The following is a 12,519-nucleotide window of genomic DNA, read 5'->3' on the forward strand; positions in this document are numbered from 1 at the left end:
GCCCGCCTCACCGGGGCCGGGCCGGAGGCCGTGGCGCCGGAGGACCCTCCGCGGCTGCTGAGCGACCCTTCCTGGACCGGATTCCGGCCCATTCCGGGTTGATGTGACTGCCGGATCACACCATCCTTGTACATATGGTGAAAATCCCGGGCGATGCTGGGCGGGCAACCACGGCCGGTGACGCCATGATGGTGGTCGACGCGCACGGTGTCGTGACCGGCTGGAGCGAGGGCGCTCAGCTGCTGACCGGGTACGCCGCGGCGGAGGTCACCGGCCGCCCGGTGTCGGACCTGCTGGACGGCGACCCGGACGAGGCCTGGCGGGCGCTGCGGGCGAACGGCGGCCACGGTGTGGTGGCCGTACGGCGTGCGGACGGGCGGCGGACCGAGCTGGCCCTGCGGGCGTACCCGCTCCAGGGCCTGGAGGGGGCGCCGGCCGGATACGTGATCACCGCGGCGCCGGACGGGCGGGGCCGCGACCTGGGAGAGCTGGCGTTCAAGCAGGCGTCGGTGTCGATGTCGGTCTTCGACACGGAACAGCGCTATCTGCGGATGAACGACACCGCCTGCCGGATCATGGGCGTCCAGGAGGCCGAGGTCCTCTACCGCTACTTTCCGGACACCGTCGAGGACGCGGAGCACAGCCGCGGCTTCTTCAACCATCTGCGCCAGGTGGTCGAGACCGGCCGTCCCGTCCACTACGAGAGCTGGACCCGGGCCCCCTCCGGACTGCATATGCACGCCTGGAACATCGAGATGTGGCCGCTGCGGGCCCCCTCCGGACAGTTGCTCGGCGTCTCGCTGGCCGGTTACGACAGCACCGAGCAGTACCGGGCCCGGCAGCGGCTCGCCCTACTGAGCAAGTCCGCCGCCGCCATCGGTACAACGCTGGACGTGATCCACACCGCCCGTGAGCTGGCCCAGCTGGCGGTGCCCGGGCTGGCCGACTTCGTGAGCGTGGACCTGCTGGACTCGGTGGTCGAGGGCGAGGAGCCCACCGGCGGCCCGGTGGAAGCCGATGTGGAGCTGCGCCGGGTCGCGCACCACTCCCGTACCGCCGGCGTGCAGGAAGCGGCGATCGACCTGGGCGCGGCGGACGTCTACCCGTCCTCCTCCCCACCGGTCCGCGCCCTGGTCACCGGGCACGCGGTGCTCACCAGAACCGGCGACCCGGACCTCGACGGATGGCTCAGCCGGCGCGGCGCCCAGGCCGCCAAGCCGCACCAAGCGGACCGCCGGGACTTCTCACTGATGGCGGTACCGCTGGTGGCGCGCGGTACGACGCTGGGGGTGGCGGTCTTCGTGAGGCTGCTCACCGCCGAGAGTCCGGACCCCTTCGACCAGGACGACGTGTCGCTGGCCCAGGAGCTGGCCAGCCGCACGGCCGTCTGCGTGGACAACGCCCGCCGGTATGCCAAGGAGCGCACGACCGCCCTGGCCCTCCAGCGCAGTCTGCTGCCCCAGGCGATGGCGGGACAGGCGGCGGTCGAGTTCGCCTCCCGCTACCTTCCGGCGCTGTCGCGGGCGGGCGTCGGCGGCGACTGGTTCGATGTGATCCCGCTGTCCGGGACCCGGGTGGCGCTCGTCGTCGGCGATGTCGTCGGGCACGGCATCCACGCCTCCGTCACGATGGGCCGGCTCCGTACGGCGGTGTGGACGCTGGCCGACGTCGACCTGCCCCCGGAGGAGCTGCTCACCCACCTCGACGACCTGGTCGGGCACCTGGCGGCCGACGAGAGCCCGACGGGCGCGGAGATCGGCGCCACCTGCCTGTACGCGGTGTACGACCCGGTCTCCGGGCACTGCGCCGTCGCCACGGCCGGGCACCCGCCGCCCGCCGTGCTGTTCCCGGACGGCACCGTGAAGGTCGTCGAGGTGAGCGCGGGACCGATGCTCGGCGTGGGCGGGCTCCCCTTCGAGGCCACCGAGCTGCACCTGCCGGAAGGCACCGTCCTCGCCCTCTACACCGACGGTCTCTTCGAGGCCCGCCACCTCGACGCGGACGCGGGCACGGCCGTGCTGTGCAGCGCGCTGACGGTCCCCGCCGGAAATCTGGACGAGGCCTGCGACAACGTGCTCCAGGTGCTGCTACCGCAGCATCCCAAGGACGACGTGGCCCTGCTGCTGGCCCGCACCCGCACCCTGGACAGCGACGAGGTGGCGGTGTGGGACCTGCCCGCCGATCCGGCGGAGGTCGCCACCGCCCGGCAGTACGCGACCGACCAGCTGGCCCGCTGGGGGCTCGACGAGGTCGCGTTCGTCACCGAACTCGTCGTCAGTGAACTGGTCACCAACGCCATCCGCTACGGCGGCGCGCCCATCCAGCTCCGGCTCATCCGCGACCGCACCCTCATCTGCGAGGTCTCCGACGCCAGCAGCACCTCACCCCATCTGCGCCGGGCCCGCACCTTCGACGAGGGCGGCCGCGGACTGCTCCTCGTCGCCCAGCTCACCGACCGCTGGGGCACCCGCACCACCGGCACGGGAAAGACGATCTGGGCCGAACAGGCACTGCCGTTCGAGTGATCGCGGCCCAGAGCCTGTCGGGCGCTATTGGAAGTCGCAGCCGGGGTTGGGCGCGTCCTCCGAGAACGGCGAGCCGTGGGGCAGGACGTACAGCACGTCCAGGACGACGGGGACCGAGCCCTCGTTGCGGCCGATGTGCACATGGCCGGGACCCGCGGGCTCGGTGATCGCACGGCCGGCCGGGTAGCTGCCGTCCTGCGCGCAGGTGGCGTCGAAGTGGCTCAGGGTGCCCTTCTTCACGAGGCCGTACAGGGGACCGTCGTGATAGTGCCAGCCGGTGCTCTGGCCGGGCGGGATGGTGATCTCCCGGAGCGTGTAGTCCGTGTTCCCCACGGTGGTCCGGTAGAGCACCGTCGCGGTGACACCGGGGCCGGACGGAGTCGCGTACGCGGTCCCGGCGACCAGCGACATGGCCGACAGGCCGACGACCGCGGCGCCCGTCACTCCCGTACGCAGCACGGCCCGGACAGCGGAAACCTCACGCGTCATCTCGTCCTCCCCCGTGTGAACGCAACAGCCCGCCAACGGCAGGCCCGCGCACCATCATTGAACATTCGTGCCCCATGCGGAAGGTGCGATACCACCCAACTCACTCGCCACGCGTCCAACTAGTGACGATGCGACGGCGACACCCCCGCCCCGGCCATCTCCGGCATATGCCCGCTCACTTGACGGCCGAGTGTGACACACGATTGGCTCCGGCCCAACGAAAGTACGACAGTCGGTGCACAACATCCCGACATCGCACCGATCTCACTCTCCCCGACCCGCCGCTGGGCCGCACAGCGAGGTGCCGCACCCATGAACATGTCCCCCACACCTCACCACTTCACCGGATCTCCGCACCGCGCAGCCCTCGTCGCCGCCGTCGCCGCGGCCTGTCTGCTCGCCGCCGGCTGCTCCGGCTCCGGCGGCTCGAACGACACGAGCGACGCCTCGGCGGGCAAGGCGGGCACCGGCCGGATCAAGATCGCCCTGATCACCCACGGAGCCCGCGGAGACGCGTTCTGGGAACTGGTGCGCAAGGGCGCACAGGCGGCGGCCACCAAGGACAACATCGACCTGACGTACGCGAGCAACTCCGAGGCCGCCGCCCAGGCCAGCCTGGTGCGGGACGCGATCCGCGACCGGGTGGACGGCATCGCGCTGACGCTGGCCAAGCCGGAGGCGATGCAGAGCGCGGTCAGCGCGGCCAAGGCGGCGGGGATACCCGTGGTCGGTCTCAACTCCGGGATCGACGCCTGGAAGTCCGAGGGCCTGCTGGAGTACTTCGGCCAGGACGAGAGCGTCGCGGGCCGGGCCACCGGCGACAAACTGGACGAGCTCAAGGCCAAGCACGCCCTGTGTGTCATCCACGAACAGGGCAACATCGCCCTGGAGGCCCGCTGCGCCGGAGTGAAGAAGGCGTTCGGCGGCGAGACCGACATGCTCTATGTGAACGGCACCGACATGGACGCGGTGGGCACCGCCGTCACGGCCAGACTGCGCCAGGACCCGAGCGTCGACGAAGTGGTCATGATGGGCGCGCAGTTCGCGCTCGCCGCGGTGAAGTCGGTGAAGACGGCGGGCAGCAAGGCCCAGGTCGCCACCTTCGACCTCAACAGCACCGTGGTGAAGTCCGTGCAGAGCGGGGACGTCCAGTTCGCGGTGGATCAACAGCCCTATCTCCAGGGCTACCTGGCCGTGGACTCGCTCTGGCTCTACCACTCCAACGGCAACTTCAGCGGCGGCGGAACCGCCCCCGTGCTCACCGGACCCGCGTTCGTCACCAAGGAGAACGTGTCCTCGGTCGCGAAGTTCGCGGCGAACGGTACCCGCTGACCGGCCACCGCCCGTACAGGCGGCACCAAGGTTTTCCGTCCCTCACGGTGCGTACGGTCACTTGTACGGATAGCATCCTGCGCACCCTCTCCTCGCTGATCGCTCTAGGACGACGATGTCTCCACGGACCGGTGCCCGGCGCCGTCTCGGCTCCATACGTCTCTCCCTGATCCTGCTGGCGCTGGTCCCCAGCGTCACCCTCGCCGCCATGTGGGGTGTGACGACGACGCAGATCTTCTCGGAGGGGCTGCGACTGCGCGAACAGACGGGGCTGAGCCGGTCGACGGGTGCCATGGGCACCGAGGCGACGCTCGCGCTGCAACAGGAGCGCAGCCTGTCGGCCGCCTGGATGGCCTCGCCGCACGGTTCCCGGGCCGCCCTGGACCGGCAGCGCGGGCGCACGGACGTCGCGGTCGCGAAACTGGTCCGCCGGTCCGAGGACTTCAGAAACGCGCCCGCCCGGATCGGCGACCGGATGTACTCGGTCATCGCCTCGGTGGGAAGCCTGGAGTACTACCGGGGGCAGGTGGACCACCCCACCGACATCACCGCCCAGCAGGCCCTGGACCAGTACACCTCGATCATCGGCGACCAGATCCACGCCTTCCAGGAACTCTCCCAGGTCGACGACGGCGACCTCACCTCGCAGGCGGGGCCCCTGATCACGGTGGGGAACGCGGCCGAGCTGGTCGCCCAGGAGGACGCCGAGCTGGCGCTGGCCTGGCCCTCGGGAAAGCTCGACCAGGAGTCGTGGCAGCAGTTCGCCCAGCGGGTCGACGTGCGCCGCTGGGTCTTCCAGAGCCAGGTCCTCAACTCGCTGCACGGCACCGTGAAGGACCAGGTCGAACGGGTTCTCCAGAGCCAGGACTGGAAGACCCTGGAGACCGTCGAGGACCAGATCATCACGGCCCGGACGGCCCACGGCCGGGTGGCCAGGACGGTCGACCTGCCCGACGCGCACGCCCGCTGGAACACCGCGCTCGGCAGGATCTCCGACCAGTACACGAACCTGATCCAACAGCAGACCACGCAACTGCTCGACCGCAGCGCCGACAAGGCCCACAGCCTGCTGATCAAGGCGGCCGCGCTGAGCGCCGGCGGACTCGTCGCCCTGCTGGTCTGCGTCGTGATGTCCTGGCGCATCACCCGCTCCCTCTCCCGGCGGCTGCGCGGTCTCAGGATGGCCACGCTCAGCCTCGCCGAGGAACGGCTGCCCGACGTGGTCACCCGGCTGAATCGGGGCGAGAAGGTCGACGTGGAGTCCGCCACCCCGCCCCTGGACTACGGCGAGGACGAACTCGGCCAGGTGGCCAAGGCGTTCAACACCGCCCAGCGCACGGCGGTGTACACCGCGGTGGAACTCGCCGACACCCGACGCGGCTTCCAGAAGGTGATCCTGGGCATCGCCCGGCAGAGCCAGAACCTGGTCAACCTTCAGCTCAGCAAGCTCGACGCGCTGGAACGCGAGCACCAGGACCCGGGGATCCTCAAGGGCCTGTACGAACTCGACTCCACCGCCAGCCAGCTCCGCCGCTACGAGGAGAACCTCGTCATCATCAGCGGCGAGCAGCCCCGGCGCAGCTGGACCGAACCGGTCGCGCTGATCGACATCCTGCGCAGCGCCGTCGGTGAGGTCGCCCAGTACCAGCGGGTGGACGTGCACACCGACGACGAGGTGTACCTGAGCCCGCCCGCGGTGGCCGACGTCATCCATCTGCTGGCCGAGCTCATCGACAACGCGACCACCTACTCCCCCGCGCCCAGCCCGGTGGGGGTGCGGGCCGCGATGGTGGCCAAGGGACTGGCCGTCGAGATCGAGGACCGGGGCCTGGGCCTGTCCGAGGAGGACTACGCCGCGTTCAACGCCCAGTTGGCGGTGGCCCCGCAGTTCGACGTGGTGGCACTCGCCGACGACCTGCGGCTCGGCATGTTCGTGATCGCGCGGCTCGCCACCCGGCACGGCATCGCCGTCACCCTGCGCTCCTCGCCGTACGGCGGGACCACCGCGATCGTGCTGATCCCGCACGACATCGTGGTCCGCGAGACCCCCGACTCCCCCGCCACCGACGGGGAGGTCTCGGTACCGGCGGGGGTCGTGGCGGCGAAGGGCTCCGCCGACGACGCGGTCCCGGAGCGCCGGCCCCATGAACGTGCGGAGGAGGCACCCCCCTCCGCCCGGGCCCGCACGACCGACTCGGCCGCGCCCCGCTCCGGCCCCGGTCAGGGCGCCGCCCGCCGCGACGGACTTGCTCCGCTGCCGCGCCGGGTGCCGCAGACCAGCCTGGCCACGGAGCTGCGGGAGGAGGCGGCGCCGTCCGAGGCCGACTACGCCGACGACAAGGACGCCACCGACCTCGCCGACTTCACCGCGGAACGCGCCGCCTCCTCACTCGCGGGCTTCCAGCGCGGGACGCTCCGGGCCCGCGACGACGAGGAGTTGTCGTACGACCACGGGGGCGAGGAACCGTCGTACGACCACGGGGAGGACCCGGCCCCGACCCAGCCCGCAGACCGCTCGTGGACTCCGCCCGCCGATCGCTCGTGAAGGACAGAGAAATGACACGCCCCAGCACCGCCACACACAGCCAGCTCGACCAGCTGCTCACCGGACTGGTGGAACGGGTCGCCGATGTGAACCACGCCGTCGTGCTCTCCGAGGACGGACTCGTCGTCAGCAAGTCCACGGCGTTCGTCCGCGACGACGCCGAACGGCTGGCGGCGACCGCGTCCGGCCTGATGAGCCTCAGCAAGGGCGTCAGCATGGACTTCCGCGGCGGTCCGGTGCGCCAGGCGCTGATCGAGATGCGCGACAGCTATCTGATCCTCACCGCCGCGGGCCCCGGCGCCCATCTCGCCGTGCTCACCAACCAGGGCGCGGACGTCGGCGTGGTGGCGTACCAGATGAACATGCTGGTGAAGAAGATCGGCGAGCACCTCAGGGCAGCACCTCGTGCGGGCATCGCCGCCGCGGCCGACAACGGCGAGTGAGGTGAGCGAAGGCGACGCGGCCGGCCGGCTGGTACGGCCGTTCACGCTGACCGGAGGCCGCACCCGGCCCAGCCGCGCCGACTTCACCCTCATCACGTCGGTGACCGCGGTGGAGCCGCCGCCCGAGGACGCCACCCGGCCGCAGCCCGAGCACGCCCGGATCCTGCGGCTGTGCGCGAAGCCCATCGTGGTGGCGGAACTCGCCGCCGAACTCGACCTGCCGGTGAGCGTGGTCGTGATCCTGCTCTGCGATCTGCTGGAGGCGGGCCGGATCACCGTCCAGGCTCCGCGTCTCGTCTCCCGTACCCCGGACCTGGACCTGCTGCAGAAAGTGAGGGACGGCCTTGGCCGGCTCTGACCCCGCCGCGCGCGGGACTTCGGCACCCGACGCACCCCCCGCTCCCGACGCGGTCAAGATCCTGATCGCCGGAGGGTTCGGCGTCGGCAAGACGACCATGGTCGGGGCGGTCAGCGAGATCGTCCCGCTGCGCACCGAGGAACCCCTCACCTCCGCCGGTCTGAACGTCGACGACCTCGACGGCATCGAGGAGAAACGGGCCACCACCGTGGCGCTGGACTTCGGGCGGATCACCCTCAGCCCCGAACTGGTCCTGTACCTCTTCGGCACCCCGGGCCAGCAGCGGTTCTGGTTCATGTGGAACGACCTCGCGATCGGCGCCCTGGGCGCCGTGGTCCTCATCGACGTCCGCAGGCCGGAGTCCAGCTTCGCCGCCATCGACTTCTTCGAGCGGCGCGGCATCCCCTTCGTCGTCGGCGTCAACGGCTTCCACGGGCAGCACCCGTACACCCCCGAGGAGATCCGCGACGCCCTGGCCCTGCCGAAACGGACCCCCGTGCTGCTCTGTGACGCCCGTGAGCGCGGGTCGTGCCGGGACGTACTGATCACTCTGATCGACGAGTTGATCGCCTCGCCCAGCCGCAACTGACGTAGGGAAAGGGGCTGTTCACCGGTCTTCCTGTGACCCGCCAGGGCCCGGCTGTGCGGAAGCTGTGAGTTCCCTGATTCTCATCCTTCCCTCAGCGCGGGCTCAGCGACGGCCCAGATCCGGCCCGGATCGTCGGGGCCATGAACGAAACGAACGCGGGAGGCGTCCGGCAGCGGTCGGTCGAGATCGTGGTGCCGGTCCACAACGAGGCACACGTCCTCGGCGACAGCATCGGCCGCCTCCACGCCTACCTCGAAGCCTCTTTCCCGTTCCCGTTCCGGATCACCGTCGCGGACAACGCGAGCACGGACGCCACCTGGCAGGCGGCGACCGGCCTGACGGCCCGTCTTCCACACGTCCACGCCGTCCACCTGGAGGCCAAGGGCCGGGGCCGCGCGCTGAAGTACGTGTGGAGCCGGTCCGAGGCGGACGTGGTCGCGTACATGGACGTCGACCTGTCGACCGGACTCGACGGCTTCCTCCCGCTGGTCGCGCCCCTGTTGTCCGGTCACAGTGACCTGGCCATCGGCAGCCGGCTGCACCCCCAGGCGGCGGTGGTGCGCGGACCGAAGCGCGAGTTCATCTCCCGCTCCTACAACCTGCTCCTGAAGCTGGGGCTCGCTGCCCGCTTCTCGGACGCGCAGTGCGGCTTCAAGGCGGTACGCACCGAGGTCTTCCGGGCGCTCGCCCCGCACATCGAGGACAACACCTGGTTCTTCGACACCGAGTTGCTGGTACTGGCCGAGCGCAACCGGCTGCGCATCCACGAGGTGCCGGTGGACTGGGTCGACGACCCCGACAGCCGGGTCGACATCGTCGCCACCGCCGTCGACGACCTCAAGGGCATGGGCCGGATGCAACGCCGGATCCTGACCGGCCGCACCCGCGTCGCGCTACCGCCCCGGGCCGGTACGGCGCACATGACGGGCGCCACCCACGGGGCCGCCTCCGTGGAGCCCGGCCCCGGTGGGGGCGGGGCTCCCGCGGCGGACGCCGGGCGTACGCCGCCCGCCGCGGGAGCCGAGCGCACGCCGCCGCCCGCGACAGCCGCCGCCCCGCCCGCCCGGGCGAGAGCCGCGTGAGCGGGCCGCACGACCCTGATCACCACGGTCCTGATCACCACGGCCCTGATCACCACGGTCGGCGCCCACCTCGGCGCCTTCGCACCCGCTTCGCCCTGATGCGGCTCCGGGCCCTGCGCCCGCGTCGCACTCCCTCTCCCCGCTTGGAGCCCGCGTCATGACGACTCTCGCCCCACCACCCACGTCCTCACCGAGCAGCCGACACCGGGCGGCACCGCCCGCAGAAGACCCCCGCTGGACGCGCCCCGCGCTGTGGGCGATCCTGCTCGCTGCGACGGCCCTGTACGCCTGGAACATCACCTCCATCAGCGGCAACAGCTTCTACAACGCGGCCGTCTACAGCGGCACCAAGAGCTGGAAGGCGTTCTTCTTCGGCGCGCTGGACTCCGGCAGCTTCATCACGGTCGACAAACCGCCGCTCGCCCTGTGGGTGATGGGGCTGTCCGCCCGCGCCTTCGGCTTCGGCACCTGGCAGTTGGCGCTGCCGATGGTCGCGGTGGGCACCGGCTCCGTGGCCCTGCTCCACCGCATGGTCAAGCGCGACTTCGGCCCGGTGGCGGCGACCGTCGCCGCGCTGGCACTGGCGCTGACCCCGATCACCGTCGCCATCAACCGGGACACCAACCCGGATCCGATCCTGGTCTTCCTGATGCTGCTCGGCGCGGCGGGTCTGTTCAAGGCCGTCCGCACCGGCCGACTGATGCCGCTCGTCTGGTCCGCCGTCGCGATCGGCTTCGCGTTCAACACCAAGATGATGCAGGCGTACGTCGTCCTGCCGGCCTTCTTCCTGGTCTATCTGTGGGCCGCGCGCGGCTCCCTGGGCCGCCGGATCCGCCACCTCGCCGTCGCCACCGTGGCCCTGGTCGTCTCCAGCGCCTGGTGGATGGTGGTCGTCGACCTGATCCCCGCCTCCTCCCGTCCCTACATCGGCGGTTCGACCGACAACACGGTCTGGGACCTGGTCATCGGCTACAACGGCTTCGGCCGTATCTTCGGCGCCGGTTCCTCGGTCGGCTCGGCGGGCAACGGTGCGAGCTTCGGCGGCAGCGCGGGCGTCTACCGGCTGTTCAACGAGATCATGGGCGGCCAGATCTCCTGGCTCATCCCCTTCGCGGCCATCGCCCTGATCGCGGGTCTGGTCCTGCGCGGCCGGGCGCCGCGCACCGACGCCGAGCGGGCGGCGCTCATGCTCTGGGGCGGCTGGTTCGTCCTGCACTACCTGACCTTCGCCCTGGCGGAGGGCACCTTCCACCCGTACTACGTCACCGCCATGGCCCCCGGCATCGCGGCCCTGGCCGGTGGGGGCGGCGTGACCCTGTACCGGGCCTTCCGTGAGGGCTCGACGGCGATGGGGGCGCCCCCTGCTCGAGCGGAGTCGAGAGCTTGGGGGAGGGGCTGGGTGCTGCCTGCCGCCGTCGCGGCCAGTGCGGCCTGGGCGATCGTGCTGCTCCAGCGGGTCTCGGGCTCCGGCACGCTGTACACCGTCGCGGAGATCGTTGTCGGCGTCGCGGGCACGGTCGCGGTGCTCGGCCTGCTCGCCGGACGCTTCACGCGACGCGACCGGCTCATCGGCTTCGCCGCGCTGGCCGCGGTCGTCGCCCTGCTGGCCGGCCCCGCCGCGTACTCGGTCTCGGCGGCCACCTCCGCCACGAACGGCACCAACCCCACGGCCGGCCCCGGCACCGGTGGCGGCATGGGTGGCATGGGAGGGGGTCCGGGCGGCGCGAGCGGTTCGAGTCGTACGAGTGGTACCGGCGGCCGGTCCATGGGTGAGCCCCCGTCGGGCGGCGGCTCCGCGCCTTCGGGCTCCGGCACCCGGCCGAGCGGCAGCGGGACGGGGGACGGCGAGACGGGCGGTGACCGGACAGGCGGTGGTCAGACGGGCGGAGGCGGCACGCAGGTGTCGTCCGCGATGATCACGTACCTGAAGAAGCATCAGGACGGGGCGACCTGGCTGCTGGCCGTGGCCACCGACCAGACCGCGTCCTCGATCATCCTGGAGTCCGGGCAGCCCGTGATCTCCATGGGCGGCTGGTCCGGCAGCGACAACGCCATGACCCTCGCCAAGCTCAAGAGCCTGGTGACGTCCGGCAAGCTGCACTACATCATCGTCAGCAGCGACGGCGGGCAGGGCACGAACTCCGAGATCGCCACCTGGGTCAAGGCACACGGCACGGCCGTCAAGTCCTCGGCGTACAGCTCCGGTTCGTCCTCGACCACCTCTTCTTCCACGTCTTCCACGTCCTCCACGTCGAGCACCGGCGGCCTGTACCGCCTGGACGCCTCCGACGTCGGCTGACCCAGCCGTCCACCCCGGCAGGGGCGGGCCACCGGACATCCCCCACCGGTGGCCCGCCCCTCCTTTCCGTTCTTTTCCGTCGCTCAGTCCCGGGCGAGGGTGGCCCGCGCTTCGCCCGCCGGGCGCCGTACCGCCGCGTCGGTCAGCTCCTTGACCCGGTCGGCGGGCACCGGGACGCCCGGGGTCTCGAAGAACCAGCGCTGTGCCTCCTCCTGGCTCAGCCCCTCGGGCTGCGTCGCGAGGTAGGGCCGCACGTAGACCGGGGTGCCCGGCTCGCTGCGCCAGCTGTCGGCGAGCGTGCCGATGTCCACCGCGTCGTACCCGAGAACGTCCAGCAGCTCCGCCACCCGCGCCTTGGCGGCCGCGTCGTCACCGGCGAGGGGCAGAGCGCTGCGGTCGGCGGCGCCGGAGGGCCGGGCGGAGAGGAACAGGCGCCGGAAGTCGATGGTGTTGAACGCCTTGACCACCCGGGAGTCGGCCAGGTGGCGCTGGACCAGGGAGCTGGACGTCGGCCCGCCCGCGTCCAGCTCGGCGATGCGGCCGTCGCGGTCCGGGTAGTAGTTCATGGTGTCGATCACGACCTTGCCCGCGAGAGCCGCCGCGGGCAGCCGGTCGTAGGCCTTCAGTGGCACGGTCGCCACCACCAGGTCAGCGGCGCGGGCGGCCTCCTCGGGGGTGGCCGCGCGCGCGTGCCCGCCGAGTTCGGCGACGAGGCCGGCGAGTGTCTCCGGTCCGCGCGAGTTGCTGAGTACGACGTCCACTCCGGCCGCCACGGCGAGGCGGGCCAGCCCGCCGCCGATCATGCCGCTGCCGATGAGTCCAAGGGGCTTCGTCACGGTGGGTTCTCCCGCTGATGT

10 protein-coding genes are annotated in these 12,519 nt (G+C 71.4%); 8 read left to right on the plus strand and 2 right to left on the minus strand.

The genetic code is table 11. The features are described from left to right. Positions 1–134: 134 nt before the first annotated feature. Positions 135–2,525, plus strand: a complete 2,391-nt coding sequence (locus ACZ7M2_RS40470) for a SpoIIE family protein phosphatase (protein WP_471599568.1) — start codon at positions 135–137, stop codon at positions 2,523–2,525. Positions 2,526–2,549: 24 nt separating this feature from the next. Here ACZ7M2_RS40470 and ACZ7M2_RS40475 read toward each other — a convergent pair whose 3' ends face one another. Next, positions 2,550–3,014 carry a cupin domain-containing protein gene (locus ACZ7M2_RS40475; protein ID WP_471599569.1) on the minus strand — a complete coding sequence of 155 codons (465 nt, stop codon included), beginning with the start codon at positions 3,012–3,014 and terminating at the stop codon, positions 2,550–2,552. Between the two features lie 312 nt (positions 3,015–3,326). On the opposite strand from ACZ7M2_RS40475, the gene ACZ7M2_RS40480 reads away from it, so the two are divergent. The 7 genes from ACZ7M2_RS40480 (at position 3,327) to ACZ7M2_RS40510 (ending at position 11,662) form a co-directional block, all read left to right on the plus strand. Continuing rightward, the gene (locus tag ACZ7M2_RS40480; protein ID WP_471599570.1) at positions 3,327–4,346 is read left to right on the plus strand and encodes a substrate-binding domain-containing protein; all 1,020 of its coding nucleotides are present in this window, start codon (positions 3,327–3,329) and stop codon (positions 4,344–4,346) included. Positions 4,347–4,461: 115 nt separating this feature from the next. After that, the gene (locus ACZ7M2_RS40485) at positions 4,462–6,891 is read left to right on the plus strand and encodes a sensor histidine kinase (RefSeq protein ID WP_471599571.1); all 2,430 of its coding nucleotides are present in this window, start codon (positions 4,462–4,464) and stop codon (positions 6,889–6,891) included. 11 nt (positions 6,892–6,902) lie between these two features. Next, entirely contained in the window at positions 6,903–7,334 is a 432-nt protein-coding gene (locus ACZ7M2_RS40490; protein WP_352048101.1) for a roadblock/LC7 domain-containing protein, read from the plus strand. Between the two features lies 1 nt (position 7,335). Continuing rightward, positions 7,336–7,692: a DUF742 domain-containing protein gene (locus tag ACZ7M2_RS40495; protein WP_471599572.1), complete on the plus strand. Its 357-nt coding sequence runs from the start codon at positions 7,336–7,338 to the stop codon at positions 7,690–7,692. Then, positions 7,679–8,281 (plus strand): GTP-binding protein, encoded by a 603-nt coding sequence (locus tag ACZ7M2_RS40500; protein WP_471599573.1) that lies wholly within the window; start codon positions 7,679–7,681, stop codon positions 8,279–8,281. The genes ACZ7M2_RS40495 and ACZ7M2_RS40500 overlap by 14 nt, the downstream gene beginning before the upstream one ends. Positions 8,282–8,421: 140 nt before the next feature. Further along, positions 8,422–9,363, plus strand: a complete 942-nt coding sequence (locus tag ACZ7M2_RS40505; RefSeq protein WP_471599574.1) for a glycosyltransferase — start codon at positions 8,422–8,424, stop codon at positions 9,361–9,363. A gap of 157 nt (positions 9,364–9,520) precedes the next feature. Next, the gene (locus tag ACZ7M2_RS40510; protein WP_471599575.1) at positions 9,521–11,662 is read left to right on the plus strand and encodes an ArnT family glycosyltransferase; all 2,142 of its coding nucleotides are present in this window, start codon (positions 9,521–9,523) and stop codon (positions 11,660–11,662) included. Positions 11,663–11,745: 83 nt separating this feature from the next. Here ACZ7M2_RS40510 and ACZ7M2_RS40515 read toward each other — a convergent pair whose 3' ends face one another. Beyond that, complete coding sequence (locus tag ACZ7M2_RS40515) at positions 11,746–12,498, minus strand: NADPH-dependent F420 reductase (RefSeq protein ID WP_471599576.1); 753 nt, start codon at positions 12,496–12,498, stop codon at positions 11,746–11,748. Positions 12,499–12,519 lie beyond the last annotated feature (21 nt).

The organism is Streptomyces sp. NPDC111507 (assembly GCF_055638955.1).

Bases quoted from the DNA above. Each gene is read 5' to 3' on its own strand.
- ACZ7M2_RS40470 (WP_471599568.1), top strand. From the start codon at position 135: ATGGTGAAAATCCCGGGCGATGCTGGGCGGGCAACCACGGCCGGTGAC.
- ACZ7M2_RS40490 (WP_352048101.1), top strand. From the start codon at position 6,903: ATGACACGCCCCAGCACCGCCACACACAGCCAGCTCGACCAGCTGCTC.
- ACZ7M2_RS40475 (WP_471599569.1), bottom strand. From the start codon at position 3,014: ATGACGCGTGAGGTTTCCGCTGTCCGGGCCGTGCTGCGTACGGGAGTG.
- ACZ7M2_RS40505 (WP_471599574.1), top strand. From the start codon at position 8,422: ATGAACGAAACGAACGCGGGAGGCGTCCGGCAGCGGTCGGTCGAGATC.
- ACZ7M2_RS40510 (WP_471599575.1), top strand. From the start codon at position 9,521: ATGACGACTCTCGCCCCACCACCCACGTCCTCACCGAGCAGCCGACAC.
- ACZ7M2_RS40485 (WP_471599571.1), top strand. From the start codon at position 4,462: ATGTCTCCACGGACCGGTGCCCGGCGCCGTCTCGGCTCCATACGTCTC.
- ACZ7M2_RS40480 (WP_471599570.1), top strand. From the start codon at position 3,327: ATGAACATGTCCCCCACACCTCACCACTTCACCGGATCTCCGCACCGC.